At 68.7% G+C, this 25,984-nt stretch carries 30 protein-coding genes and 2 tRNA genes; 22 read left to right on the top strand and 10 right to left on the bottom strand.

All coding sequences use genetic code 11. The features are described 5' to 3' along the window. Positions 1 to 39 precede the first annotated feature (39 nt). Genes LPN01_RS00260 through LPN01_RS00270 form a run of 3 tightly spaced genes read left to right on the top strand, consistent with a single transcriptional unit; the run spans position 40 to position 2,767 of the window. Positions 40 to 804: an SDR family oxidoreductase gene (locus LPN01_RS00260; protein WP_262826360.1), complete on the top strand. Its 765-nt coding sequence runs from the start codon at positions 40 to 42 to the stop codon at positions 802 to 804. Next, entirely contained in the window at positions 804 to 1,604 is an 801-nt protein-coding gene (locus LPN01_RS00265; RefSeq protein ID WP_262826361.1) for an SDR family NAD(P)-dependent oxidoreductase, read from the top strand. The genes LPN01_RS00260 and LPN01_RS00265 overlap by 1 nt, the downstream gene beginning before the upstream one ends. 41 nt (positions 1,605 to 1,645) lie before the next feature. Next, entirely contained in the window at positions 1,646 to 2,767 is a 1,122-nt protein-coding gene (locus LPN01_RS00270) for an energy transducer TonB (protein ID WP_262826362.1), read from the top strand. A gap of 3 nt (positions 2,768 to 2,770) precedes the next feature. On the opposite strand, the gene LPN01_RS00275 is transcribed toward LPN01_RS00270, so the two are convergent. The 5 genes from LPN01_RS00275 to LPN01_RS00295 all read right to left on the bottom strand — a co-directional run bounded on the left by LPN01_RS00275 (position 2,771) and on the right by LPN01_RS00295 (position 9,409). Beyond that, a complete protein-coding gene (locus LPN01_RS00275; protein ID WP_262827026.1) occupies positions 2,771 to 3,622 on the bottom strand; it encodes an acyl-CoA thioesterase in 852 nt (283 codons plus the stop codon). Between the two features lie 32 nt (positions 3,623 to 3,654). Further along, entirely contained in the window at positions 3,655 to 4,779 is a 1,125-nt protein-coding gene (locus LPN01_RS00280; RefSeq protein WP_262826363.1) for an acyl-CoA dehydrogenase family protein, read from the bottom strand. Between the two features lie 136 nt (positions 4,780 to 4,915). Continuing rightward, positions 4,916 to 6,100, bottom strand: a complete 1,185-nt coding sequence (locus LPN01_RS00285) for an acyl-CoA dehydrogenase family protein (protein WP_262826364.1) — start codon at positions 6,098 to 6,100, stop codon at positions 4,916 to 4,918. 40 nt (positions 6,101 to 6,140) lie between these two features. Beyond that, the gene (locus LPN01_RS00290) at positions 6,141 to 8,153 is read right to left on the bottom strand and encodes a 3-hydroxyacyl-CoA dehydrogenase NAD-binding domain-containing protein (RefSeq protein ID WP_262826365.1); all 2,013 of its coding nucleotides are present in this window, start codon (positions 8,151 to 8,153) and stop codon (positions 6,141 to 6,143) included. A gap of 23 nt (positions 8,154 to 8,176) precedes the next feature. Continuing rightward, positions 8,177 to 9,409, bottom strand: a complete 1,233-nt coding sequence (locus LPN01_RS00295) for a serine hydrolase domain-containing protein (RefSeq protein ID WP_262826366.1) — start codon at positions 9,407 to 9,409, stop codon at positions 8,177 to 8,179. Between the two features lie 169 nt (positions 9,410 to 9,578). Between LPN01_RS00295 and LPN01_RS00300 the strand changes: the two genes are divergently transcribed. The 4 genes from LPN01_RS00300 to LPN01_RS00315 all read left to right on the top strand — a co-directional run bounded on the left by LPN01_RS00300 (position 9,579) and on the right by LPN01_RS00315 (position 12,922). Then, positions 9,579 to 11,303, top strand: coding sequence for a class I adenylate-forming enzyme family protein (locus tag LPN01_RS00300; protein WP_262827027.1), 1,725 nt, complete (start codon positions 9,579 to 9,581; stop codon positions 11,301 to 11,303). 70 nt (positions 11,304 to 11,373) lie between these two features. Next, complete coding sequence (locus LPN01_RS00305) at positions 11,374 to 12,627, top strand: AI-2E family transporter (RefSeq protein WP_262826367.1); 1,254 nt, start codon at positions 11,374 to 11,376, stop codon at positions 12,625 to 12,627. A 52-nt stretch (positions 12,628 to 12,679) separates the two neighbouring features. Continuing rightward, a tRNA-Asp gene (locus LPN01_RS00310) sits at positions 12,680 to 12,756 on the top strand. Positions 12,757 to 12,845: 89 nt separating this feature from the next. After that, positions 12,846 to 12,922: transfer RNA gene (locus tag LPN01_RS00315), tRNA-Asp, on the top strand. Positions 12,923 to 12,959: 37 nt separating this feature from the next. Here LPN01_RS00315 and LPN01_RS00320 read toward each other — a convergent pair. The 4 genes from LPN01_RS00320 to LPN01_RS00335 all read right to left on the bottom strand — a co-directional run bounded on the left by LPN01_RS00320 (position 12,960) and on the right by LPN01_RS00335 (position 14,449). Then, complete coding sequence (locus LPN01_RS00320; RefSeq protein ID WP_262826368.1) at positions 12,960 to 13,166, bottom strand: DUF2842 domain-containing protein; 207 nt, start codon at positions 13,164 to 13,166, stop codon at positions 12,960 to 12,962. Continuing rightward, positions 13,163 to 13,699, bottom strand: coding sequence for a 5-formyltetrahydrofolate cyclo-ligase (locus tag LPN01_RS00325; protein ID WP_262826369.1), 537 nt, complete (start codon positions 13,697 to 13,699; stop codon positions 13,163 to 13,165). Before LPN01_RS00325 ends, LPN01_RS00320 begins: the two co-directional genes overlap by 4 nt. Positions 13,700 to 13,958: 259 nt before the next feature. After that, on the bottom strand, positions 13,959 to 14,267 hold the full coding sequence (locus tag LPN01_RS00330; protein ID WP_262826370.1) for a cell division protein ZapA: 309 nt from the start codon (positions 14,265 to 14,267) through the stop codon (positions 13,959 to 13,961). After that, entirely contained in the window at positions 14,267 to 14,449 is a 183-nt protein-coding gene (locus LPN01_RS00335; RefSeq protein WP_262826371.1) for a hypothetical protein, read from the bottom strand. Before LPN01_RS00335 ends, LPN01_RS00330 begins: the two co-directional genes overlap by 1 nt. A gap of 173 nt (positions 14,450 to 14,622) precedes the next feature. On the opposite strand from LPN01_RS00335, the gene gap reads away from it, so the two are divergent. The 3 genes from gap to LPN01_RS00350 are packed head-to-tail and all read left to right on the top strand — an operon-like array spanning position 14,623 to position 17,312. After that, positions 14,623 to 15,633 (top strand): type I glyceraldehyde-3-phosphate dehydrogenase, encoded by a 1,011-nt coding sequence (gap, locus tag LPN01_RS00340; RefSeq protein ID WP_262826372.1) that lies wholly within the window; start codon positions 14,623 to 14,625, stop codon positions 15,631 to 15,633. 2 nt (positions 15,634 to 15,635) lie between these two features. Continuing rightward, on the top strand, positions 15,636 to 16,094 hold the full coding sequence (locus LPN01_RS00345; protein ID WP_262826373.1) for an MOSC domain-containing protein: 459 nt from the start codon (positions 15,636 to 15,638) through the stop codon (positions 16,092 to 16,094). Between the two features lie 27 nt (positions 16,095 to 16,121). After that, a complete protein-coding gene (locus LPN01_RS00350; protein WP_262826374.1) occupies positions 16,122 to 17,312 on the top strand; it encodes a phosphoglycerate kinase in 1,191 nt (396 codons plus the stop codon). 18 nt (positions 17,313 to 17,330) lie between these two features. Here LPN01_RS00350 and LPN01_RS00355 read toward each other — a convergent pair whose 3' ends face one another. Then, complete coding sequence (locus LPN01_RS00355; protein ID WP_262826375.1) at positions 17,331 to 17,831, bottom strand: TlpA family protein disulfide reductase; 501 nt, start codon at positions 17,829 to 17,831, stop codon at positions 17,331 to 17,333. Between the two features lie 120 nt (positions 17,832 to 17,951). Between LPN01_RS00355 and LPN01_RS00360 the strand changes: the two genes are divergently transcribed. The 12 genes from LPN01_RS00360 to LPN01_RS00415 all read left to right on the top strand — a co-directional run bounded on the left by LPN01_RS00360 (position 17,952) and on the right by LPN01_RS00415 (position 25,965). Continuing rightward, positions 17,952 to 18,176 (top strand): ribbon-helix-helix domain-containing protein, encoded by a 225-nt coding sequence (locus LPN01_RS00360; RefSeq protein ID WP_262826376.1) that lies wholly within the window; start codon positions 17,952 to 17,954, stop codon positions 18,174 to 18,176. After that, positions 18,167 to 18,493, top strand: a complete 327-nt coding sequence (locus LPN01_RS00365; protein WP_262826377.1) for a type II toxin-antitoxin system PemK/MazF family toxin — start codon at positions 18,167 to 18,169, stop codon at positions 18,491 to 18,493. The genes LPN01_RS00360 and LPN01_RS00365 overlap by 10 nt, the downstream gene beginning before the upstream one ends. A 28-nt stretch (positions 18,494 to 18,521) precedes the next feature. Next, complete coding sequence (locus LPN01_RS00370; RefSeq protein WP_262826378.1) at positions 18,522 to 19,442, top strand: class I fructose-bisphosphate aldolase; 921 nt, start codon at positions 18,522 to 18,524, stop codon at positions 19,440 to 19,442. A 29-nt stretch (positions 19,443 to 19,471) separates the two neighbouring features. Then, on the top strand, positions 19,472 to 19,975 hold the full coding sequence (locus LPN01_RS00375; RefSeq protein WP_262826379.1) for a hypothetical protein: 504 nt from the start codon (positions 19,472 to 19,474) through the stop codon (positions 19,973 to 19,975). Then, positions 19,972 to 20,655: a thiamine phosphate synthase gene (gene thiE / locus LPN01_RS00380; protein WP_262826380.1), complete on the top strand. Its 684-nt coding sequence runs from the start codon at positions 19,972 to 19,974 to the stop codon at positions 20,653 to 20,655. Before LPN01_RS00375 ends, thiE begins: the two co-directional genes overlap by 4 nt. Before the next feature lie 84 nt (positions 20,656 to 20,739). Continuing rightward, positions 20,740 to 21,744 carry a L,D-transpeptidase gene (locus tag LPN01_RS00385; protein ID WP_262826381.1) on the top strand — a complete coding sequence of 335 codons (1,005 nt, stop codon included), beginning with the start codon at positions 20,740 to 20,742 and terminating at the stop codon, positions 21,742 to 21,744. A gap of 115 nt (positions 21,745 to 21,859) precedes the next feature. Further along, the gene (locus tag LPN01_RS00390; RefSeq protein ID WP_262826382.1) at positions 21,860 to 22,444 is read left to right on the top strand and encodes a M23 family metallopeptidase; all 585 of its coding nucleotides are present in this window, start codon (positions 21,860 to 21,862) and stop codon (positions 22,442 to 22,444) included. 62 nt (positions 22,445 to 22,506) lie between these two features. Then, complete coding sequence (gene efp / locus LPN01_RS00395; RefSeq protein ID WP_262826383.1) at positions 22,507 to 23,070, top strand: elongation factor P; 564 nt, start codon at positions 22,507 to 22,509, stop codon at positions 23,068 to 23,070. A gap of 130 nt (positions 23,071 to 23,200) precedes the next feature. Beyond that, a complete protein-coding gene (locus LPN01_RS00400) occupies positions 23,201 to 24,013 on the top strand; it encodes an inositol monophosphatase family protein (protein WP_262826384.1) in 813 nt (270 codons plus the stop codon). Positions 24,014 to 24,182: 169 nt separating this feature from the next. Beyond that, a complete protein-coding gene (ndhC, locus tag LPN01_RS00405) occupies positions 24,183 to 24,557 on the top strand; it encodes an NADH-quinone oxidoreductase subunit A (RefSeq protein WP_262826385.1) in 375 nt (124 codons plus the stop codon). 5 nt (positions 24,558 to 24,562) lie between these two features. Then, a complete protein-coding gene (locus LPN01_RS00410) occupies positions 24,563 to 25,114 on the top strand; it encodes a NuoB/complex I 20 kDa subunit family protein (protein WP_262826386.1) in 552 nt (183 codons plus the stop codon). Beyond that, positions 25,111 to 25,965 carry an NADH-quinone oxidoreductase subunit C gene (locus tag LPN01_RS00415; RefSeq protein ID WP_262826387.1) on the top strand — a complete coding sequence of 285 codons (855 nt, stop codon included), beginning with the start codon at positions 25,111 to 25,113 and terminating at the stop codon, positions 25,963 to 25,965. Before LPN01_RS00410 ends, LPN01_RS00415 begins: the two co-directional genes overlap by 4 nt. Positions 25,966 to 25,984: the final 19 nt, after the last annotated feature.

Raw genomic sequence — 25,984 nt, forward strand, 5'->3', positions numbered from 1 at the left:
CGGATACCTCTCTCCCCATCGTCACGTGATAGGAGTCCCATGTCGCTTTTCGACCTGACCGGAAAGGTCGCCATCGTCACCGGCTCCAGCCGCGGCATCGGCAAGGCCGGCGCGATCGAGCTCGCCCGCCATGGCGCCAAGGTCGTCATCAGCAGCCGCAAGCAGGACGCATGCGATGCCGTGGCGGCCGAGATCGACGCGCAGTTCGGCAGCGGCACCGCGATCGCGGTCGCGGCGAGCATCTCGTCGAAGGAGGCGCTCCAGGCGCTCGTCGACCGCACCCGCGCGCACTTCGGACGGATCGACGTGCTCGTCTGCAATGCCGCATCGAACCCCTATTACGGCCCGATGGAGGGGATCGCCGACGACCAGTTCCGTAAGATCCTCGACAACAACATCCTGTCGAACCACTGGCTGATCCAGATGGTCGTGCCGGACATGCGCGCCCGCCGCGACGGATCGATCGTCATCGTCTCGTCGATCGGGGGGCTGCGCGGATCGCCGATGATCGGCGCCTACAACGTGTCCAAGGCCGCAGACTTCCAGCTCGCGCGCAACTATGCCGTGGAATACGGCCCCGACAACGTGCGGGTGAATTGTATCGCCCCCGGCCTCATCAAGACCGATTTCGCCCGCGCGCTGTGGGACACGCCGGAGGCGGAGACGCGATCGAGCCGGCACACGCCGCTGCGCCGGCTCGGCGACCCCGTCGATATCGCCGGGACGATGGTCTATCTCGCGTCGGACGCCAGCTGCTACATGACGGGCCAGGCGATCGTCGTCGATGGCGGGGTGACGATCTGATGGCGCGCTTCACCGATCGATCGATCGTCGTCACCGGCGCGGGCAGCGGCATCGGCCGCGCCGCCGCGCTTCAGTTCGCCGCCGAGGGCGGGCGCGTCATCGTCGCCGACCTGACGGAGGGCGCCGACGACACCGCCGCCGCGATCATCGCCGCCGGCGGCATCGCGCAGGCGATCCGCATCGATGCCGGCGTCGAGGAGGACGTGGTCCGCGCAGTCGCGCTGGCGTGCGACCGGTTCGGCGGGCTCGACGTCATGTTCGCCAATGCCGGGATCTCGGGCGGCATGGCCAACATCTTCGACACCGACGTCGCGCTCATCACCGACGTGCTGCGCGTCAACCTGATCGGCCCGTTCCTCGCGATCAAGCATGCCGCGCCGCGCATCGCCGAACGGGGCAGGGGGGCGATCGTGCTGACCGCGAGCGTCGCGGGCATTCGCTCGGGCGCCGGCTCGCCCGCCTATTCCGCGTCGAAGGCCGGCGTCATCAACCTTGCCGCTGTGGCCGCGCAGCAGCTGTCCGGCAGCAACGTGCGTGTCAACGCGATCTGTCCCGGCCTGACCGAGACGGGGATGACCAAGCCCGTCTTCGACTATGCCCGCGACGCCGACAAGCTCGACCGCGTCGGTCGCCTCAACCCGCTGCGCCGCGGCGCGCAGCCCGACGAACTGGCCCGGGTCGCGCTGTTCCTCGCCTCCGACGATGCCAGCTACGTCAATGGACAGGCGATCGCGGTCGACGGCGGCCTGTCGTCGAGCCATCCCGTCACGCGGCAGGATTATGGCAAGACGGCCGTGTGAGGTGACTTGATGCGGTCACGCGGCGCGCGCAGGATGCGGCCATGCTCGTGATCGTCGCCGCCGCTCTTGCCGCCCCACAGGCCGTCCCGCCACCGATCATCGCCGTGCCGTCGGTCCCGCGCGCGCCGGTGCCGGGGCAATGGCTGCTCCACTGGACGATGAGCCCGGTGCTGTGCCGCGACAGCCGGGCGCAGCCGTCCGTGATGGCGCCCGAGCCGCGTCGTGCCGTTCTCTATTCCAACGGCAATGGTCGCGCCTCTGCGACGTTCGACTTCCGGATCGACGCCAGCGGCCGGCCGCTGTCGATCAGGCGCCGCAGCAATGCGTACCTTCAGGACAGCGAGGATCTCGCGCCTGCGCTCGCGGCGACGCGCTTCGCGCCGGGGGGAGAGCGAAAGGACTGCGTCGTCACGTTCACGCCGGATGTCAGCCCGGTTGCGGGCGCATCGCTCCACGATGTGATGGCAACGTTCATGACCCCGCGCAGCAACCCGCCGCGCAGCGTCTGGGATCGCATCCACGCCGGCGGGGATTGCGGCGATACCCGGCCGGCGCCGCTACTGCGCGGCTATCCCGATTTCAAGGCGCTGCCCGACCAACCCGGTTACGCCAGCTGGACGCTAATCGGCTTCGACCTGTCAACCGGTGGCAAGCCGCGGGCGATCCGCACGTTGGACGGCAGCGGCACCGCGCCGCTCGACCGCGCCGGCCGCGAAGCCGTGACGCGCTCGCGGTTCGAGAAGGGCGCGCATCGGGGCTGCACCTATGGCTATTTCAAGGCCGCCAGCGTCCTGCCCGCGCCGCCCGCGCCCGACGAAGACGCCTGGCGCCCCACCGCTGCGACCTGCCCGCGCGAGCATGCCTGGGATCGCCGTCCGCGGCTCGTCTATCCGGCCAGTTACACCGCGCGCAGCATCGAAGGCTGGGCGATGGTGACGTTCGACGTCGCCCCCTGGGGGCAGATCGGCAACGTCCATGCCTGGGCCGCGCAACCCACCGCGGATTTCGGCACGGCCGCCGAAATCATGCTGCGCGCCGCGACGTTCAGGCCGGGTCCGGGCTATGTCGGCTGCATCGAACGCGTGCGCTATGTCATCGGCAAGCCGGGCATGCCCAAGCCCGCCGACGATGCGCCGCCGCTGCCGCCGCCCGTCGTCGACTGACGATCAGCCGCTCGGTGCGCGGCGCCGGATCAGCCCCTCCTGCGCGACGCTCGCCACCAGACGGCCGTCGGCGGTGAAGATGCTGCCCCGGTTCATGCCGCGGGCGTGACCCGCCCACGGGCTGTCCGTCGTGTAGAGCAGCCATTCGTCCGCGCGGAACGGTTCGTGGATCCACAAAGCGTGGTCAAGGCTGGCCGTCTGCATTTCGGGCATCAGCCAGTTGACGCCGTGCGGCATCATCGATGTCGCGAGCAATGCCATGTCCGAGGCATAGGCGAGCGCCGCGCGATGCACCGCCGGATCGTCGCCGATCGGCGCGGCGACGCGGAACCAGGCCGCATTGTTCGGCGCGCGCACCTCCGGCGCGAACCAGCTGCGCGGATGGAGCGGCCGCATCTCGATCGCATTCTGGCGCCGCGTGAAGAAGTCGCGGAATTTCTCCGGCACCTGATCCGCGATCGCGAGCCGCAGTTCGCGCTCCGACTTCAGCGTTTCGGGCCCGGGCACGTCGGGCATCGCGCTCTGGTGGTGCAGCCCGTCCTCGGGCAGCTGGAACGATGCCGTCATCGTCAGGATCGGCTGGCCCTGCTGCGACGCGACGACGCGCCGGGTCGCGAAGCTGCGGCCTTCGAAATCGCGCGTCACCCGATAGACGATGGGGAAATTCTCATCCCCCGGCCGCATGAAATAGGCGTGGAGCGAATGCGCGTCCTTGCCCTCCGCCGACCGCTGCGCCGCCTGGAGCGCCTGCGCGATCACCTGTCCGCCGAACACGCGGCCGCGACCGCCCGGCTGGCGCGATCCGCGGTAGAGGTCGGTATCGATCGCCTCGACGTCGAGCAGAGTGACCAGCATCGCCGCCAGCGCCTCCGGCGTACGCTCGCCGCTCAATAGCCCGCCGCCTTCGCCAGCCGGTCGGCGTGGAAGCCCGCATCGCCGAACATCTCGGCGAGGACGCGCGCGCGCTTCATGTAGAAGCCGATGTCATATTCGTCGGTCATGCCGATGCCGCCGTGCATCTGGATCCCCTCCTGCACCGACAGCGTCGTCGCCATGCCGGTCATCGCCTTGGCCACCGACACCGCGTCGTCGGCCTCCGCACCGGTATCGAGCAATTGCTGCGCCTTCAGCACGGCGGCGCGCGCGACCTCCATCTCGGCGTACAGATGCGCGGCGCGGTGCTGGAGCGCCTGGAAACTGCCGATGGCGACGCCGAACTGCTTGCGCTCCTTCAGGTAACCGACCGTCATGTCCATCGCACCGCCACCGACGCCGAGCAATTCCGCCGAGGCGCCGGTCCGCCCGGCCCGCAGCAGGCGCGCGAGCGGATCGCGTCCCGCGTCCACCTCTCCGATCACCGCGTCGGCATCGACCTCGACACCGTCGAAGGCCAGCCGTGCGGCGAGGCTCGAATCGGCCAGCCGCTCGGGCGAGGCGGTCAGATTGGCGGCGTCCTTCGGGACGGCGAACAGCGTCACGCCCTCGGCATCGTCCGCCGCGCCGGCGGTGCGCGCGGCGACGATCAGCAGGTCGGCGACATGCCCGTGCGCGACGAACCGCTTGGCACCGGTCAGGCGAAAGCCGTTGCCGGATCGCTCCGCCCTCAGCCCGATCGTGTCGCGATGCTTGGCGCCCTCGTCGATCGCGAGCGCGGCGACGGTTTCGCCGGCGACGATGCCGGGAAACCAGCGGTCCGCCTGCGCCGATCCCTGCAACGCCGCCACCGCGGCGACCGCCGTCGTCAGGAAGGGGGAGGGGGACAGGTTGCGGCCGATCTCCTCGAGCACCACGCCCGCCTCGACATGGCCGAGGCCCAGTCCGCCCTGATCCTCCGGGATCAGCACGCCGTTGAGGCCCATTTCGGCGAACTGTTTCCACAGGTCGCGGGAAAAGCCGGTCGGGTCGTTCGCATCGCGCAGCGCGCGCAGATGCGACACGGGGGCGTGTTCGGCGATGAACGCCTTCGCGGTGTCGCGAAGCATCGTCTGTTCGTCGTTGAGATAGAGGGGCATCGATCGTCTCCAAAGCCCTCTCCCTTCTGGAGAGGGTCGGGTGAGGGCAGGGGCCGCATCGTGCCCGCGTGTCCTCACCCTTCCGCCACGCTGCGCGCGGCTCCCTCCCTCTCCCGCCGGGAGAGGGATCGACGGCTCAGGCTCCCGGCAGTTCCAGGATGCGCTTGGCGATGATGTTGAGCTGCACTTCCGACGTGCCGCCCTCGATCGAATTGGCCTTGGTGCGCAGCCACGCCCGCGGCGCGGCGCCCGCATTCGAGCGGTCGCTCTCCCATTCCAGCGCGTCGGAACCGCCCGCCGCCATCATCAGCTCGTGGCGATCCTTGTTCAGCTCGGTACCGACATATTTCATCATGCTGGGCTGCGCCGGATGCGCGCGCCCGGCCTTCAGTTCGTCGATGAAGCGTTCGGACATCGCCGCGAACGCCTTCGCCCGCACTTCGAACAGCGCAATCTGCGTCCGCAGCACCGGATCGGCGAGGCGGCCGTCGTGATCGACCCCGACCGTGGCGATCGCGCCCTCGATCAGCGGATTGCCCCCGCCACCGCCCAGGCCCATGCCCGAGATCATCTCGCGCTCGTGACCGAGGAGGTATTTGGCGACATCCCATCCCTTGTTCTCGTCGTGGATGCGATTGGCCTTGGGCACCTTCACATCGTCCATGAAGGTTTCGCAGAAGGGCGAATAGCCGCTGATGAGCAGGATCGGCTTGGTCGACACGCCGGGCGAGGCCATGTCGAACAGCACGAAGCTGATCCCGCCCTGCTTGGACGCCTTGCTCGTCCGCACGAGGCAGAAGATCCAGTCGGCCTTGTCGGCGTAGCTGGTCCAGACCTTCTGGCCGTTGACGATATAATGGTCGCCCGCATCCTCGGCACTGGCGGCGAGCCCGGCGAGGTCGGAGCCCGCGTTGGGTTCGGAATAACCCTGGCACCAGCGGATCTCGCCGCGCGCGATTCTGGGCAGATGCTCCAGCTTCTGCTCCTCGGTGCCATATTTGAGCAGGGCCGGCCCGAGCATCGATATACCGAACGAATTGAGCGGGTTACGGGCGCGAATTGCCGCCATCTCTTCGCGCAGGATCTTGGTTTCCGCCGCCGACAGGCCGCCGCCGCCATAGGCCACCGGCCAGTCCGGCACCGTCCAGCCGCGTTGCGCCATCCGGTCGAGCCACGCCTTCTGTGCCGGGCTGGACGGCGCGAAATTGCGGCCGCCCCAACAGATGTCGGCGTCGGAGCGCACCGGCTCGCGCATTTCGGGCGGGCAATTGTCCGCCAGCCAGGCGCGGGTCTCGTCGCGGAAGGTGTCGAGGTCGGTCATGCGAAGGATCCCTGATAACGGGGGCGGGTGGACGGCGCGGTCACTTGATCGAACCGCGCTTCAGGCTTTCGGCGACAGGGAAGCCGTGCTTCTCGAGCCCCGCGACGACCTTGTCGTAACCCTCTGTCTTCGCCCAGAACATCGGGCCGCCGCGATAGACGGGCCAGCCATAGCCATAGATCCATACGACATCGACGTCGGACGCGCGCTGCGCCATCCCTTCTTCGAGGATCAGCGCGCCTTCGTTGACCATGGTGTAGAGCGTCCGCTCGACGATCTCCTCGTCGGTGACGTCGTGCTGCGGCGTGCCGGTCTTCGCGCGCCATTCGTCGATGATCTCGGCGACGCGGGGGGAGGGGGTGGCGTTCCGCTTTTCGTCATAGTCGTAGAAGCCGGCCTGCTTCTTCTGACCCCAGCGGCTCTCGGCGGCGAGCGCGTCGCGGACGTTCTCGATCCGGGTGGGATCGCGATGCCAGCCGATGTCGACGCCGGCGAGGTCGGCCATCTGGAACGGCCCCATCGGCATGCCGAACGCGACGTGGACACGGTCGATCTGTTCGGGGGTCGCGCCTTCGAGCAGCAGCTTGTTCGCCTCGACCTGCCGCGGCATCAGCATGCGGTTGCCGATGAAGCCGTAGGTGACGCCGGCGACCACCGCGACCTTCCGGATCTTTTTCGCCAGGTCCATGACGGTGGCCAGCACGTCGGGCGCGGTCTTCGCACCGCGGACGACCTCGAGCAGCTTCATGACGTTGGCGGGCGAGAAGAAGTGCATCCCGACCACGTCCTGCGGCCGGCCCGTGACCGCGGCGATCGCATCGATGTCGAGGTAGGAGGTGTTGGAGGCGAGGATCGCGCCGGGTTTTGCGATCGCGTCGAGACGGGTGAAGATCTCCTTCTTCACGTCCATATTCTCGTACACCGCCTCGATGATGAGGTCGCAGTCGGCGAGCGCGTCGAAATCGAGCGTCGGGCGCAGCGCACCCATCGCCGCCTCGACCTGTTCGGGTTTCATCCGGCCCTTGGCGGCGGTCGCCTCGTAATTTTTGCGGATGACCCCGGTACCGCGGTCGAGCGCCTCCTGCTGCATCTCGACGATCGTCACCGGAACGCCGGCGGACAGGAAGTTCATCGCAATGCCCCCGCCCATCGTGCCCGCGCCGATGACGCCGACGCGGCCGATCGGGCGCCTGACGGTATCGGCGGGAACGTCGTCGATCTTGGCGGCCTGGCGTTCGGCGAAGAAGATGTGGCGCTGCGCGGCGGACTGGTTGCCCATCATCAGCTTCATGAATTCCTGCCGTTCGAAGGCGATGCCCTCGGCGAACGGCACTTCGGTCGCCTTGACGACACAGGCGATGTTCGCCGCGGGCGCGTCGAAGCCGCGGAAGCGGCGCGCGTTGTCCCTGGCGAAGGCGGCGACCGCGTCGGGATCGGGCTGCGCCTGCCGTTCCGAGGCGCGCGGGATCGGCCGGATCGCCGCCACCTCGCGCGCGAACGCGATCGCGTCCGCCGCGAGGCTGTCCTCGCCGACGATCCGGTCGATCAGGCCCGCCTGCTGCGCCGTCTTCGCCGGGATCGGATCGCCCTTGGCGGTCATCTCCAGCGCCATGCGGACGCCGGCGATGCGGGGAATTCGCTGCGTCCCGCCCGCACCGGGGAGCAGGCCCAGCTTCACCTCGGGCGTGCCGATCTTCGCCGAGGGTACCGCGACGCGATAATGACAGCCAAGCGCCACCTCGCACCCGCCGCCGAGCGCGGTGCCGTGGATCGCCGCGACGACCGGCTTGGTCGACGCCTCGATCGTGTCGACGACGGTGGGGAGGCCGGGTTCGACCATCGGCTTGCCGAATTCGGTGATGTCGGCGCCGGCGAAGAAGGTGCGCCCGTCGCAGCGGATCACCATCGCGGCGACCGAGGCGTCGGCGATCCCCTCCGCGACCGCCGCCGCCAGCCCGATCCGGACCGCGGCGCCGAGCGCGTTGACGGGCGGGTTGTCGGAGATGATGACGAGCACGTCGTCGTGGCGCTCGGTACGGATCGGCGATGTCATCGGTCGGTATCCCTCTCAATTCGTCAGTTCAGCGCGGCGTAGATCATCGTCTTCAGCTCGCGGCGGATCGGGTAGAGCCCGGACGGGCTGAGCTGGGTCATGAAGACCATGTGCAGCCGCTCGACGGGATCGATGAAGAAGGCGGTCGAGAACATACCGCCCCAATAATATTCGCCCTGCGATCCGGGGATCATCGTGCGGGCGACGTCCTGCGTCACCGCGAAGCCCAGGCCGAAACCGGTGCCGGCATTCTGCGTCTCGCTGAACAGCGACCGCGACAGGCTGGCGAGGTCCTTGCCGCCGGGCAGGTGGTTCATCGTCATCAGGTCGAGCGTCTTGCGCCCGACGATCCGCGCGCCATCCAGCGTCCCGCCATTCTCGCACATCCGGCAGAAGCGGTGATAGTCGAGCGCGGTCGACACCAGCCCGCCGCCGCCCGAAAGCAGCTTCGGCCGCCGGCTCCACGCGCTCGCCGCGCCCCGGTCGTACATCACGCGGCCCCCGGACTCCTGATGGCCCTCGACGCGGGTGTAGCAGTCGGTCAGCCGGTCGATCTTGTCCGGCGGCACCTGGAAGAAGGTGTCGTGCATGCCGAGCGGGGCGAAGATGCGCTCCGCGAAGAACGCGTCGAGCGTCTGGCCGGACACGCGCTCGACCACCGCGCCGAGCACGTCGGTCGACACCGAATAGTTCCAGCCCTCGCCCGGCGAAAACTCGAGGGGCAGCCGGCCGAGCGCCGCGACGAAGCCGTCGAGGTCCAGGTTGCCGTGCCAGCTTTCCATCTTGGACTCGCGGTAGGCGGCATCGATGTTCGAGCGATTCTGGAAGCCGTAGGTCAGTCCCGAAGTGTGGCGCAGCAGGTCGAGCATGCGCATCGGCTCGGTCGTGGGACGCGTGACGAACGGCACCCCGCCGCCGCCGCCGTTATAGACGCCGAGCCCCTTCAGTTCGGGCAGGACGTGGTGGACCGGCGTGTCGACCGCGACCTTGCCGTCCTCGACCAGCATCATGAAGGCGATCGAGGTGATCGGCTTGGTCATCGACGCGATGCGGAACAGCGAGCGGTCGTCGATGTCCGCACCGCCTTCGCGCGCGGCGCCCTGATGCGAGAAATGCGCGATCTCGCCATCCCGCGCGATCAGCAGCTGCGCGTTGGGCAGTCGGCCGGTGTCGAGGTAGCGCGCCTTCAGGAAGGCATCGATCGCCGCCAGCCGTCCCGCATCGAAGCCGTTCGCGCGTGCATGAGTGGCCGTCATCCGGTGCCATACCCCAGTTTCTAACTTATCCCTCCTATTGCCTTGAGTGGTGGCGGAATCAACAGTAACCTTTCATCGAAAGGCAGGAATCATGGCTGCCGGATAGCCGAGAGAGGACACCGACGTGGTTGCCGAGCCGATCGTAGACCTGCCGCCGTCGTGGCCGGCGATGCCGCTGTCGCAGGTGCACGCGCTGCTCACCGCGCCGGGCGCCCGGTTCGAGATGGACGAGGCGGTGATCCAGAATGTGCCGACCCGCGTCTGGAAGAACGCACCGCCATCGATGCGCGCCCTGCTGGAAGCGAGCCGTGCACACGGGGACCGGCCGTTCGTCGTCTACGAGGACGAACGGGTGGGCTATGCGGCGCACTATCGCGCCGCGGCGGCGCTGGCGGCGCACCTCGTCGGGCTCGGGGTGGGGAAGGGGGATCGCGTCGCCCTCGCGATGCGCAATTTGCCCGAATGGCCGGTGGCGTTCTTTGCCGGGGTGGCGATCGGCGCGATCATGGTGCCGCTCAACGCCTGGTGGACGGGGGCGGAGCTCGAATACGGGTTGCGCGATTCGGGGGCGAAGGTGCTCATCGTCGACGGCGAGCGTCACGCCCGGCTCGAGGGGGTGTATGCCTCGCTCCCCGATCTCGCCGACGTCATCGTCGCGCGTGCGACGACGCCCCTCGGCGACGGCGTCGCGCGGCTGGAGACGCTGATCGGCACGCCGCACGACTGGGCAACGCTGCCCGACATCGCGTTGCCCGACGCGGTCGTGGCGCCGGACGACGATGCGACGATCTTCTACACCAGCGGCACCACCGGCGCGCCGAAGGGCGCGCTGGGCACGCACCGCAACTTCATGACCAACATCCTGTCGAGCGGCTACACCGCGGCGCGCGCCTACCTGCGCCGTGGCGAGACGCCGCCCGAGCCGACGCCGCGCGTGACGCTGACGGTGATCCCGATGTTCCACGTCACCGCCTGTTCGGCGGGGATGATGGGGGCGATCGCGACCGGATCGACGATGGTGTTCCTGCGCAAATGGGACGCGACCCGCGCGCTGGAGGTGATCGAGCGCGAACGCGTCAACATGACCGGGGGCGTGCCGACGATCGCATGGCAACTGCTCGAGCATCCGGATCGCGCCAGTTACGATCTCTCGTCGCTCGACACGATCGCCTATGGCGGCGCGCCTTCGGCGCCCGAGCTGGTCCGCCGGATCTACGAGGAATTCGGCGCGCTGCCCGGCAACGGCTGGGGCATGACCGAGACGACGGCGACGGTGACGCAGCATGGCGGCGAGGATTATCTCAACCGCCCGGACAGCGCCGGTGCGCCGGTCGCGGTGGCGGACGTGGAGATTCGCGACGAGGACGGCGTCACGCCATTGCCCGTCGGGACGATCGGCGAACTGTGGGCGCGCGGACCGATGATCGTGAAGGGCTATTGGAACAAGCCGGAGGCGACGGCGGCGACCTTCCTCGACGGCTGGGTACGCACCGGTGACCTCGCCCGCATCGACGACGAGGGATTCCTGTTCATCGCCGACCGGGCGAAGGACATCGTCATCCGGGGGGGCGAGAACATCTATTCGATCGAGGTGGAGAACGTGCTGTACGCGCATCCCGCGGTCACCGATGCGGCGCTGGTCGGCATCCCCCACCGCACGCTGGGCGAGGAGCCGGCGGCGATCGTCCACCTGTGTCCCGGTTGCACCGCGAGCGAGGCGGAGTTGCAGGCCTTCGTCCGCGCGCGACTCGCCGCGTTCAAGGTTCCGGTCGCGGTGCGCTTCCTCGCCGACCCGCTGCCGCGCAATGCCAACGGCAAGATCCTGAAGAAACAGCTGAAGGCCCTGTTCGAGGATCGTGCGGCCGAAACGGCGCCGGCGACGGTCGCGCACTGATCGCCGCAATCGGCCGGCGATCGTGCAAGAAGCAGGGTGGCGGAATACGAAAATACGCTAGAGCAACGTCATGGTCGACGCCCCCGTATCCGCATCCGTTCCCGCTCCGCTGACGCCGGAGGAGCAGGTCGCGCTCGGCGCGCCGCTCTCGCCCGGCAGCCGGTCGGAGATCGGCAGGATCGCGCAGCGCCGCGACCGGCTGCTCGCCGCGCTGACGCTGATCGCGGGGATCGGGCTGACGCTCGGCACGCCGTTCGCGCTGAAGTCCGGCGCCGAATTCTTCATGCCGCTGACCGCCGCGCTGGTCATCGCGATCGCGCTGGTGCCGGTGCTGGAATGGCTGGAGCGGCGGCGCGTGCCGTCCGCGATCGCGGCGCTGTTCTGCGTGCTGGTGTTCCTCATCATCGCCAATATCGCGATCGCGGCGATCGTGGTGCCGGCGACCGACTTTTTCCAGCTGCTGCCCACCCGCATCAGCCGCATCCAGCACAACCTGTCGCCGCTGCTCGACCTCTACTCGACGCTCGAAAAGTCGGTGAACAAGATGTTTCGCCAGATCGCCTCGACGCCCGTCCGCCAGCCGCAGACCGCGGCGGTGGCGCCGCCGAGCTCGATCCTGGAGCTGGCCGCGACGTCGGCGCCGACGGTCATCGTCCAGTTCTTCTTTGGCATCCTGATCGTCTTCTTCTTCCTGTCCGGCTGGACGGGGATGCGCAAGAAGACGATCACCGGGCGGACCAGCTTCGATGGCGCGATGGCGACCGCGCGCGTGATCCAGGACGTCGTCGACGACGTCTCGGCCTATCTGGGCACGATCACGGTCATCAACCTGACGCTGGGCGCGGTGGTGGCGGGCGCGCTCTATTTCATCGGCATGCCGTCGCCGCTGATGTGGGGGGGCATCGTCGCGCTGCTGAACTACATCCCCTATTTCGGGCCGATCATCGCGATGTTCCTGCTGGCGATCGGGGGCATGATGACGTTCAACGACATCTGGGTGGCGATGCTGCCGCCGGCGGTGATGATCGGCTGCCACCTGGTCGAGGCGAATGCGATCACGCCGCTGATCGTCGGGCACCGGCTGACGATCAGCCCGCTGATGATCCTCGTCTCGATCAGCTTCTGGGGATGGGTGTGGGGGACGGCGGGGGCGCTGCTCGCAGTGCCGCTGCTCATCATCATCCAGACCGTTCTGGGCGCGGCGGGCAAGCCCGATATCGCCGGCTTCCTGTTCGAGCACGGCACGCTGGTCCAGCAGGAACGCGAGCGCCGCCGTCGCGGCGAGGACGACGGCGACGCCCCCGGCGAACCGGTGCGCGAATAGGCCGTTGACACCCCCCGGCGCCTCGCCTAGTTGGCGCGCCTCAACGCTTTCAGCGGGTGTAGCTCAGTTGGTTAGAGCGCCGGCCTGTCACGCCGGAGGTCGCGGGTTCGAGCCCCGTCACTCGCGCCATTCCCCGTCGGGGCGTGGGAAATGCTAATCGGAACGTGCGGGATTGCGCCATCGTCGGATCGACGACCGGTGCCGTCCGACCGCTTCAAGCGGGTGTAGCTCAGTTGGTTAGAGCGCCGGCCTGTCACGCCGGAGGTCGCGGGTTCGAGCCCCGTCACTCGCGCCATCCGGTCCATCGGCCGGGGCACCGATCCGGATAGGGCCTAGCGCCAGCGACCCGTCTCCATCCACAGCAGCAGCGGCCGCAGCGGCAGGATCCATACGATTCCCGTCACCAGGTAGAAGGGCAGTTGCAGCCACCACGGCCACGCCCCGACCAGCCCCGATACGCTGACGATGCCCCCGCACCAGATGAGGATCAGCGCCATGATGGCGAAGGTGCCGGCCGGCTTGCGCCAGGTAGGGGTCATGGAACGATCCAGTGCGATTCGGTGGCGATGGCGTGCAGCGGCATATCCCACGGGTCGACGGGGAGCGAATCGACCTGTTGGACCGACCAGGCGACGCCGACCCGCCACGCATGCGGATGGGCGGCGAACGCGCGGTCGTAATGGCCCGCGCCCTGGCCCAGCCGGTTGCCCGCGGCGTCGAAGCCGAGCAGCGGCGTGAGGATGACGTCGGGGCGCACCTCGACCGCGTCGTCGGCGGGCTGGCGCAGCCCGAACGGCCCGTCGACGAGCGGGCCGACCCCGTCCCACGCCAGGAACCGGATCGGTGCGGCGCGCGTGGTGACATGCGGCAGGGCGATGCGGCAGCCGGCGTTCCGGGCGGCTCGGACCAGCGGGGCGGGATCGGCCTCGCCGCCGATCGGACGGTAGCCCGCGACGATCGCGCCGGCATGCAGCCGCCCGGCGAATGCCGCCGGCACCGCAATGGGCGTGGCCGCGACGAACGCGCCACGCAGGGCACGCAGCCGGGCGCGGAGGGCAGGCTTGTCTGTCATCGCTCCGGTGGCCGGTGGGAAGCGGGTGGCGGGACCGCCGTGGCCGTGTGCCAAAGTATCCGCCGACGCCTGGTAACGTCAGGTGGGGACCATGTGCGTCGGACCAGGGTCCGGGCAGGGACAGCCCCCTTGGATGATGAATAGCCTCAGGGATAAAGTAAGGCTCGTACCGGGCAGAACCCGCCTCCGCCAATCTAGGGTGTGCCGCCTGCGCTGTCAATGGGTGATGCGCAGGGTTTCGCCGGCACCGCGCGCGCGGTCAGCGGGGTGCCGGCCCTGCGTCCAGCGCGGCCGCCAGCGCCTCCAGCCGGTCGGCGATCCGTGCCAGCGCCGGCTCGCTCACCACCGCGCCCTCCGGCGGGCGCTGCCGGATCTCGTCCAGCTCGTCCGCGAGCATCAGCGCGACGAACAGCATCGCACGCTCGCCGGGCACCCCGCCGGCGGCCCTGAGCGCGATCGGCCAGTGATCCGCCATCATCCGGCCGAGCTGATGCAGCCGCGCTTCCTCGCCATCGCGACAGGCGACGGTGTGCGGGCGCCCGCCGAGATCGATCGTGACGTTTGCCATCAGGAGGCGGCGCCGCGGGCGATCACGTCGTCGAGCGCGCTCACCGCCTCGGCCATCCGCGCCTTCAGCGCGGCATGCCGGCGGGCGAGCGCATCGCCCGCCTTCGCACGGGCATCGATAGCGGATTCGATCCGTGCGATCGCGGCGTCGATGCGATCGACGGCGGTGGGGTTGTCGGCCATGCCCCGGCAGTTAGGCGCGCCGCCGGTGAGCGACAAGGACCCAAACGCGACACCGCAAACGTCTCGCCGCACCGCACGCGCGGTTGACAGGACGGGCCGCCCCCTCGCAAAGGCTTGCCCGCCCGGCGCGGCCCCTTTTCGTCGCGCAGACATCCCATGCGAGGAGAGACCAGATGACGGTGAAGGTTGCGATCAACGGCTTCGGACGCATCGGCCGCCTGGTGGCGCGCGCGATCATCGAGCGCAATTCGACCGATCTCGAGCTGGTGGCGATCAACGACCTTGCCGATGCCAAGTCGAACGCCTGGCTGTTCAGCCGCGACAGCGTGCATGGCAAATATCCGGGCACGGTCAGCGCCGAGGGCAACGACCTCGTCATCGACGGCAAGCGCATCCGCGTCACCGCCGAGCGCGATCCCGCGAACCTGCCGCACGAGGAGCTGGGCGTCGACCTGGTGCTGGAATGCACCGGATTCTTTACCGACAACGTCGCCTGCCAGAAGCATATCGATGCGGGCGCGAAGAAGGTGCTGATCTCGGCGCCGGGCAAGGGCGTCGACCTCACCGTGGTCTACGGCGTCAACCACGACAAGCTGACCGCCGACCACACGATCGTGTCGAACGCGTCGTGCACGACCAACTGCCTGGCACCGGTCGCCAAGGTACTGAACGATTCGATCGGGATCGAACGCGGCCTGATGACGACGGTCCACGCCTATACCAACGACCAGAAGATCCTCGACCAGATCCATCCCGACCTGCGCCGGGCGCGTGCCGCTGCGATGTCGATGATCCCGACCACGACCGGCGCCGCGCGCGCGGTGGGCGAGGTTCTGCCGGAGCTGAAGGGCAAGCTGGACGGATCGGCGATCCGCGTGCCGGTGCCCGACGTCAGCCTCGTCGACCTGACCTTCCAGCCCAAGCGCGACACGACGCGCGACGAGGTCAACGCGATCCTGAAGGCGGCGGCCGAGGACGGCCCGCTGAAGGGCGTGCTGGTCTATTCGGACGAGCCGCTGGTATCGATCGACCTGATGCACACGCCGCAGTCGTCGACCGTCGACAGCCTGGAAACCGCGGTGCTCGACGGCAAGCTGGTGCGCGTCGTCAGCTGGTACGACAACGAATGGGGCTTCTCGAACCGCATGGTCGATACCGCGACCGTGATGGCGAGCTTCCTCTAGGCATGGGGGTGCTGGCCGGCATCGCCCGGCACGCCTATCCGAAGGCGCCGATGGAAGTGCTCGATGCGGTCGACGTGACCGTCGAGGGCGGCCTCCACGGCGACTTCCGCGGCGCGGTGAAGCCCGGGGGGCGCGGCCGGCGCCAGGTGACGATGATGGAGCGCGGCGACTGGGATGCCGCGATGGCCGAACTGGGCCACTCCATCCCCTGGCAGGAGCGGCGGGTGAACCTGTTGCTCGACGGCATCGACATTCCCCAGGTGCCCGGCACACGGATGCGGATCGGGGCGGTCGAGCTGGAGATCACGGTGGAGTGCGATCCGTGCAGCCGCATGGAGACGATCGCCACCGGACTGAAGGCGGCGCTCAAGACCGACTGGCGCGGCGGCGCGTGCACGCGGGTGAAGGTGGCGGGACGGATCGCGGTCGGCGATCCCGTTGCGGTCCTGCTGCCCGCCTGATCCCTTTTTCTGACGAAGGACCATGATGTGACCAAGCCCTTCAAGACGCTCGACGACATGGGAGACATCGGCGGCCGCCGCGTGCTCGTGCGCGAGGACCTGAACGTGCCGATGGCCGATGGCGCGGTCACCGACGACACGCGGTTGCGCGCGACGTTGGCGACGGTCACCGAACTGGCGGATCGTGGTGCGATCGTGCTGATCCTCGCGCATTTCGGTCGGCCAAAGGGCGTGCCCGACCCCGCCATGTCGCTGGCGATGGTGGTCCGGCCGTATGGCGCGCTGCTCGGCCGCGACGTCCGCTTCATCGACTGGGAGGGCGCGGAAGACGCGGTCGCGACGCTGCAGTCCGGCGACATCGCGGTGCTGGAGAACACCCGCTTCTTCGGCGGCGAGGAAACGAACGATCCGGCGGTAGTCGCCCGGTTCGCGGGCCTCGGCGACCTGTACGTCAACGACGCCTTTTCCGCCGCGCACCGCGCGCATGCCTCGACGGAGGGGATCGCCCGCGCGCTGCCCGCCTATGCCGGGCGTGCGATGGAAGCCGAGCTGGTCGCGCTGGAAAAGGCGCTGGGCAATCCCGAGCATCCCGTCGCCGCGGTCGTCGGCGGCGCCAAGGTGTCGTCCAAGCTCGACGTGCTCAAGCACCTCGTCACGCGTGTCGACCACCTCATCATCGGTGGCGGCATGGCCAACACCTTCCTCGCCGCGCGCGGCGTGGATGTCGGCAAGTCGCTCTGCGAGCACGAGCTGACCGGCACCGCCGACGAGATTCTCGACGCGGCGGACCGCGCGAACTGCACCGTCCACCTGCCGTACGACGTCGTGGTCGCGAAGGAATTCCGGGCCAACCCGCCGGTCCGCACCGTCAACGTCCACGAGGTCGCGGCGGACGAGATGATCCTCGACGTCGGCCCGAGCGCGGTCGAGGCGCTGGGCGACGTGCTCAAGAACTGCCGAACGCTCGTCTGGAACGGCCCGATGGGCGCGTTCGAGACGCCGCCGTTCGACGTCGCCACCGTCAGCTTGGCGCGCACCGCCGCCGCCCTGACCCAGGACGGCAGCCTGGTGTCGGTGGCCGGGGGCGGCGATACCGTCGCGGCGCTCAACCAGGCCGGGGTCGCGGATCGCTTCACCTTCGTCTCGACCGCGGGCGGTGCGTTCCTCGAATGGATGGAGGGCAAGGACCTGCCCGGCGTCGCGGCGCTGATCGGCTGACCCTGCGGCAGGCGCCGGTCAGGACGGCGGCGCCTCGCGCAGCAGCGGGATGATGTTCGCGTTGAGATCGTCGAGGTCCAGCGCCGCCGCCTTCGCGAAGCGTACGGTCCCCGCACGATCGATGATATAGTTGGTCGGCACCGCGTTGCCGATCAGCGGGTACCGGCCACGGATCCGCCGCGCCGGCGTGATCGACAGCGCGGCGAACAGCGGCTTCATCCGGAACGCTGGCAGCGAATCCTCCGTCGCCACCGCGAAGACGCGCAGGCCGTGACGCTGCGTCGCGCGGTAATAACCGTCGAGCAGCGGCAGCTCGGCGCGACAGGGCACGCACCATGTCGCCCAGAAGTTGAGCACGATCACCTGGCCGCGCAGGTCGGCCAGCCTGACCTTGCTGCCGTCGATCAGCGTGATCTCGAAGTCCGGCGCGGGCTTGCCGACGATCGATGCGGTTGGCGGCGTCGATGCCGCGGTAACGGTCAGCAGGGCCGCGGCGATCGCGGCGCGGAACAGGCGCATGTTGGTTCTCCCCCCGCGGCCGTCGAACGCCATCCGGCCTCGTCCGTCAACGATCCGCGCTTATCCGGTTGATCCGCCATGCCCGCGCGCGTATGTTAAACGCGTTAAACAGGAGCCGGCATGCTCGGAGTGCGACTCGATACCGAACTGGAAGAGCGGCTCGCCGCCGTCGCGCGCACGCAGGGTCGCAGCAAGAGCGACATCGCGCGCGAGGCGGTGCGGCGCTACGTCGACCTGCACGACGACGCCTATCGCCGCGAGGCGCGGCGCCAGTCGACGCGCGCCAGCGGACGCGACGCCGCCAGCGATACGACCTTCTGGCAGGATGGCACCGCGTGGAAGTGAAGCACGGCGGCATCGTGCTGGTCGACGGCCCGGACGGCATGGCGGCGCGGCCGTGCGTCGTGGTCCAGTCCGACCTGTTCAACGCCACCCATGCGACGATCACCGTCTGCCCGCTGACCGGCATCATGGGCGGCGAGGCGCTGTTCCGCGTCGCCATGTCGCCGCGCGAACACAATGGCCTCACCGCCGAATGCGAGGTGCAGGTGGACCGCATCACCAGCGTCGCACGCGAACGGATCGTCGCCGTGATCGGCCACGCCAGCCCGACCCGCATGGAGCAGATCGACCAGGCGCTGCGCCGCTGGCTGATGCTTTGACCCGATACGAACCCCAAGGAGCGAACCCATGACCAGCCTCACCCCCGCCGTGAAGACGATCCTCGACAAATATGAAGCGACCAGCCCCGCGGTGAAGGCGAACCTCGCCCGCATCCTGATGCAGGGCAAGCTGGGCGGTACCGGCAAGCTGGTGATACTGCCGGTCGACCAGGGCTTCGAACACGGGCCGGCACGGTCTTTCGCGGTCAATCCGCCCGCCTACGACCCGCATTACCACTACCAGATCGCGATCGACGCCGGCCTGTCGGCCTATGCCGCACCGCTGGGGCCGCTGGAAGCGGGCGCGGACACGTTCGCAGGCCAGATCCCGACGATCCTGAAGCTCAACAGCTCGAACAGCTGGGCGACGACGATCGACCAGGCGGTGACCGCCAGCGTCTCGGACGCGCTGCGCCTCGGCTGCGCGGCGATCGGATTCACCATCTATCCGGGCAGCGACGGCATCTTCGAACAGATGGAGGAAATCCGCGAGCTGAGCGAGGAAGCCAAGTCGGTCGGCATCGCCACCGTCATCTGGAGCTATCCGCGCGGCGGGAAGCTGTCGAAGGACGGCGAGCTGGCGCTCGACGTCGGCGCCTATGCCGCGCACATGGCGGCATTGCTCGGCGCGCACATCATCAAGGTGAAACTGCCGAGCGCGCATATCGAACAGGCCGAGGCGAAGAGCGCGTACGAGGGCACCGACTGGTCGAATCAGGCCGACCGCGTCCGCCACGTCGTGCAGGCGAGTTTCGCGGGTCGCCGGATCGTGGTGTTCTCGGGCGGCGCGGCCAAGGGCGCGGATGCCGTCTACCAGGACGCGCGCGACATCCTGGCGGGCGGCGGCAACGGCTCGATCATCGGTCGCAACACGTTCCAGCGCAGCCGCGAGGACGCGCTCGACATGCTCGGCAAGCTGATCGCGATCTATCGCGGCGAGGCCGCCTGACGCGAACGGGGGGAGGGATGCTACGGGCGATGACCGGCGCCATCGCTCCCCCCGCCGGCGGCGACCTCAGCTTCGGCTATCGGGACGGGGTCGCGCCGATGATGGGGATGCTCGTCGCGATCGGCGTCGTCGAACTGGCGGTGACGCATGTGCTGCTGGCCATCTGGCATCCGTGGATCGCGATCCTGCTGTCGCTCGTCACGCTGATCGGACTGGGCTGGATCGTCCGGGCGATCGTCGCGATGCCGCACCGGCCGGTGCTCCTGAACACGGACCGGCTGGTGATGCGGGTGGGGACGCTGCGCTCGGTCGAGATCCCGCTGGGGCAGATCGCCGGACTGCGCGCGTCGTGGGACGCGGCGGCGATCAAGGACAGGTCGGTCCTGAACCTTGCGCTGCTCGCTTATCCCAACGTTGTCGTCGATCTTCGCGCGCCGCTGCCGGGCCGGCGGGGGATCGTCGCCATCGCGCATCGGCTCGACGATCCGGCGGCTTTCGCTGCGGCGCTGGAGCGGCTAGGCGCTCGCGGATGACTGAAGACGATCCCCTCGGCCCGCTCGATCCCGATTTCGCGCTGCACTTCCAGCGCAACGACCGGCGGCCGCCGTGCCAGCTGTACCTCGTGTCGCCGCTCGACGTCGGCGGCGCCTTCCCGGATCGGCTCGCGCGCGCGCTCGACGCCGGGCCGGTCGCGGCATTCCAGTTCCGCGTCAAGGACATCGACCAGCATGCCGCGGCGGCGCTGGCCGAGCCGTTGCAGCGGATCTGCGCGGATCGCGAGGTCGCCTTCATCGTCAACGACAGCATCGCGCTGGCCAAGCGACTGGGGGCGGACGGCGTGCATCTGGGCCAGCAGGACGGCACCGCGCGCGAGGCGCGCGACGCGCTCGGCCCCGACACCCAGATCGGCGCGACCTGTCACGACAGCCGCCACCTCGCGATGGAGGCGGGCGAGGGGAGCGCCGACTATGTCGCGTTCGGCGCTTTCTATCCGACGTCGACGAAGCCGGTCGAGCATCGGCCCGATCCGTCGATCCTGTCGTGGTGGGCATCGATGTTCGAGATCCCGAGCGTCGCGATCGGCGGAATCACCCCCGCCAATGCGCCGCCGCTGGTGGCGGCGGGCGCCGATTTCCTCGCGACCTGCGGCGCGGTGTGGAACGGCGACGAGGCCGCGGCGGTGAAGGCGTTCGCGGACGTCCTGAAACGCTGACTGGTCGCATCCCGCTTCCGCCGACGAAACCCGATCCGTCGCCAACCGTTTGATGCGGATGCGTAACGGTGAAGGACTGGATCGATGAAGGCGCTTTTCGCAACGGCACTCCTGGCGGGCGCCGCGCTCGTCGCCCCCGCGATCGGCCAGGCGCCCGTCGCCGTGCCGACGCCGCCCGACCGCAACATCCTGCATGTCCAGGTGATCCTCGACGCGCTCGGCTTCGGTCCCGGCGTGCTCGACGGCAAGGGCGGGCAGTCGCTCACCGCCGCGCTCAAGGGGTTTCAGGAGGCCAAGGGCCTGCCGCGGACCGGCAAGCCCGATGCGGCGACGCTCCGCGCGCTCTACCCCTATCGCGCCAAGCGGCCGACCGCGCGCTTCACGCTGACCCGCGAGGCGCTCGCCGGCCCCTATTACAACCCGCTGCCCAAGGATTATGCCGAACAGGCGAAGTTGCCCAGCCTCGGCTATGCGACGCCGATGGAAAAGCTGGCGGAGATGTTCCACACGCAGCCCGCGGTGCTGATCGCGCTCAATTCGCCGACGACGCGGCTGAAGGTCGGCAACACGATCGTCGTGCCCAACGCGCTGCCCGCGTCGCGCGACTATGATGCGAAATTGCCCGACCATTGGCGCCAGACGTTGGGCATGCTCAACGTCGATGCGACCCAGCCGGTCGCCGATCACATCGTCGTCGATAAGTCTGACGGCGTGCTGCGCGTGCTCGACAAGGACGACCGGCTGATCGCGCAGTTCAGCGCCACGATGGGGTCGGAGCACGATCCGCTGCCGCTGGGGACGTGGAAGATCTACGGCGCGGACTACAACCCCAAGTTCCATTACAATCCGGCGCTGTTCTGGGACGCCAAGAAGGGCGACGACAAGGAGCTGCTGCCGCCGGGGCCCAATGGTCCGGTCGGCGTGGTCTGGCTCGACCTGTCGAAGGAGCATTATGGTATCCACGGCACGCCGCACCCCGAACTGATCGGCCGCACGGAGAGCCACGGCTGCATCCGGCTGACCAATTGGGATGTGGCCCGTCTGGCGCAGATGGTCAGGCCGGGGACCAAGGCCGTGTTCCAGGCGTGATGCCGATGCGCGACCGCCGCCCGCCATGCGTCCATGCCGCCGCCGCCCAGTGTCGCTTCTCCCGTCGGGGGCACGCCCGGCCGTATGATCGGCGGGCGGGCACGGGGGCGCGGGCATGACGCGCCTCGGCTGGGGCATTCTCGGCCTGCTGTTGCTCGTCGTCGCGGCCTTTGCGGCGATGACCAGCTTCGGAACAACCGAGCGTCGCGCGGCCCGGGTCGCCGCCGCGATCGCCGACCGGCCGGATGCGGACACGGGGGTGCTGACCGTGCCGGTCGCGGGCGTCCGCCGCGATGCCATCGCCGACAGCTGGGGCGATGCCCGCGGCGGCGGCACGCGCGGCCATCACGGCACCGACATCATGGCGCCGGGCGGCACGCCCGTCATAGCCGCCGCGGCCGGCCGGGTAGAAAAGCTGTTCCGGTCGGCGCTCGGCGGCACGACGGCCTATGTCCGGTCGCCGGACCGGCGCTGGATCTATTATTACGCACATCTGTCCGGATACGCGCCCGGCCTCACCGAGGGGCAGGCGGTTCGTGCGGGCCAGCCGATCGGCTATGTCGGCGATACCGGCGACGCCGGGCCGGGCAATTATCACCTGCATTTCGGCCTGCAACGCATGCGCCCGGAAGAACGCTGGTATCAGGGCGAGGACGTCAATCCCTTCCCCATGCTTGCCGCCCGCGCCCCCGCACGGTAAGGGCGGGCACCGGGCGCGCGCAGGCCGCGTCGCCCATTCGCTCTTTCCAGTAGGTTCAGACCATGAAGATCAGCGGCGTGGACATCCGTCCCGGCAACATCATCGAATATGAGGGCGGCATCTGGCGCGCCGTCAAGATCCAGCATACGCAGCCCGGCAAGGGCGGCGCGTACATGCAGGTCGAGATGAAGAACCTGATCGACGGTCGCAAGAACAACGTCCGCTTCCGTTCGGCCGAGACGGTCGAGCGCGTCCGCCTCGACACCAAGGATTTCCAGTTCCTGTTCCGCGACGGCGAGGCGCTGACCTTCATGGACAAGGACAATTACGAGCAGATCACGCTCGACGCCGGGATCCTGGGCGATGCCGCGGCCTTCCTTCAGGACGGCATGGACGTCGTGCTCGAACTGTACGACGAAAAGCCGATCTCGGTCGAACTGCCGAGCACGATCGAGGCGATGATCGTCGAGGCCGATGCGGTGGTGAAGGGGCAGACCGCCTCGTCGAGCTACAAGCCCGCGATCCTCGACAACGGCGTGCGCGTGATGGTGCCGCCGCATATCGGCGCGGGCACCCGGATCGTCGTCGACGTCTACGAACAGACCTACGTCCGCCGCGCGGATTGATCGTTCGAAAGCCCCTCCCCTTCAGGGGAGGGGTTGGGGTGGGGCGGTGCGGCTTTACGCAGCTCACCTCCTCCAACCCGATTCCCCACCCCAACCCCTCCCCTGAAGGGGAGGGGCTAGAAAGCCCATCATGCCCAGCCATTCCGGCCTCTTCACCGTCATCGAACGTGCCGCCCGCAAGGCCGGCACGGCGCTGCGCCGCGACTTCAACGAGGTGCAGAACCTCCAGGTCAGCCGCAAGGGACCGGCGGATTTCGTCTCGATCGCCGATCGCCGCGCGGAGCAGACGCTGTACGAGGAACTGAGCCGCGCGCGGCCCGACTGGAACTTCCTGATGGAGGAAGGCGGCGAGGTTGCGGGCGATCCGGACAAGCCGCGGTTCATCATCGATCCGCTCGATGGCACCTCGAACTTCCTCCACGGCATACCCCATTTCGCGATCTCGATCGCGGTCGAGGAGCCGACCCCGTCGGGCAAGCGCGAGATCACGACCGCGCTCGTCTATCAGCCGCTGACCGACGAAAGCTTCTGGGCGGAAAAGGGCAGGGGAGCGTGGCTCACCGACCAACGGCTGCGGGTGTCGGGCCGCCGCGACCTGTCCGAAGCGCTGATCGCGACCGGTATCCCGTTCCTGGGGCATGGCGATTTCGTCCAGTGGAGCCGCATCTTCGGTGCGATCGCGCCGGAAGTCGCGGGCATCCGCCGCTTCGGTTCGGCGGCGCTCGACCTCGCCTGGGTCGCGGCGGGCCGATACGACGGCTATTGGGAATCGGGCCTCAAGCCCTGGGACACGGCGGCGGGCATGCTGCTGGTCAAGGAAGCCGGCGGCTACGTCACCGATTTCCGCGGGGCCGACCGGGCGATGGAGCGCAACGAGTTCCTCGCCGCGAACGACGGCCTTCACGTCAAGCTGCACAAGCTGGTGGCCGGCGCGTTGCGGTAAACGCGCGGACCGACAGACCGCCGCGCCTGTGATCCGCACCCGCTTCGTGCGCGGGGCGGGCCGGCGCCGGGGCGCCAGTTGCGAGTGATTCTCATGGCCTCCCGGCCTTGCCCGCCCCTGCCGGCGGGCCTAAAGCGACCCCACACCCTTCGCACCTGCGAGAAGCCCTTTGGTCGATCTGTCGCAATACCTGCCTATCCTTCTGTTTCTGGGCGTCGCCCTGGCGCTCTCGAGCACGTTCGTATTCCTGCCGATGCTGGTTGCGCGCCTGACCGGGGCGGACAAGCCGAACGAGCAGAAGCTGTCGGAATATGAGTGCGGCTTCCCCGCATTCGAGGATCCGCGCAGCCAGTTCGACGTGCGATTCTACCTGATCGCCATCCTGTTCATCATCTTCGATCTCGAAGCCGCTTTCCTGTATCCGTGGGCGGTGTCGGTGTTCAGCATCGGCTGGACCGCGTGGATTTCGATGATGATCTTTATCGGCGAGCTTGCGCTGGGGCTCGTCTACGCGTGGAAAAAGGGAGCGTTGGATTGGGAATGACCCCCATGTCCGGACCCGTCGAACTCAATCGCTCGGCTGCCGCCACCTCGCTGGTCCCCCCCGACCAGGGGTTCTTCGACAGCCTGAACGGCGAACTGACCGACAAGGGCTTCCTCGTCACCTCGACCGAGGATCTGTTCCAATGGGCGCGCACGGGCTCGCTGTGGTGGATGACGTTCGGCCTCGCCTGCTGCGCGGTCGAGATGATCCACGTCAACATGCCGCGCTATGACCTGGAGCGGTTCGGCGCCGCGCCGCGCGCCTCCCCGCGCCAGTCCGACGTGATGATCGTCGCGGGCACCCTGTGCAACAAGATGGCGCCCGCGCTCCGCAAGGTCTACGACCAGATGTCGGAGCCGAAATACGTCATCTCGATGGGCAGCTGTGCGAACGGCGGCGGCTATTACCATTACAGCTACAGCGTCGTGCGCGGCTGCGATCGGGTCGTGCCGGTCGATATCTACGTGCCCGGTTGCCCGCCGACCGCGGAAGCGCTGTTGTACGGCATCATGCAGTTGCAGCGGAAAATCCGGCGCAGCGGGAGCATCGAACGGTGAGGGCGCCGGCTCCCGCCTATGCGGCGCACCTGAACGCCGAGACGATCGAGGCGGTCCGCGGACGGCTCGGGCCGGCGCTGATCGATGCGGTCGACCAGGTCGGCGAGGTCGCGCTCTATGTGGAGCGCGACAGCATCGTGACCGCGCTCATCGCGCTGCGCGACACGCCGGGCCTCGAATACCAGCAGCTGATGGAGATCGCGGGCGTCGACTATCCGGAGCGCCCCGAGCGCTTCGAGGTGGTCTATTGCCTGCTGTCGCTGACGCGCAACCATCGGCTGCACGTCCATGTCGCCACCGACGACGTCAAGCCGGTCCCGTCCGTGACGGGCATCTGGCCGGTCGCGGGCTGGCTGGAGCGCGAAGTGTACGACATGTACGGCGTATTGTTCACCGGTAATGCCGACCTACGCCGCATCCTGACCGATTATGGTTTCCGCGGCCATCCGCAGCGCAAGGACTTCCCGCTCTCGGGCTTCGTCGAGATGCGCTATTCGGAAGAGGCGAAGCGCGTCGTCTATCAGCCGGTGCAACTGGCGCAGGACTTCCGCAATTTCGACTTCCAGAGCCCGTGGGAGGGTGCGCAATACGTCCTTCCCGGCGATGAGAAGGCGATGGTACCGGAGGCCAAGGGCGCGCCGACGCCGTTGGCGGCAGACGCGATCGTCAGGGCCGACGCGCCGGCGAAGCCGCAGGTGGCGAGCCCGGTGAACGAGGCGAAGACGAGCGAGACGACGGCGCAGACGGGCGCGGGCGAGCCCGATCCCGGCAACCAGCCGCAGGACAAGCCCCGCGACGCGGACGTCGTACCGACCGCGGGCAGCGACAAGAGCGGAGGGCAGAACCAGTGAGCGACTATGTCGACGAGCT

The sequence above is a fragment of the Sphingomonas sp. A2-49 genome, from assembly GCF_025548555.1.
Lineage (GTDB): Bacteria > Pseudomonadota > Alphaproteobacteria > Sphingomonadales > Sphingomonadaceae > Sphingomonas.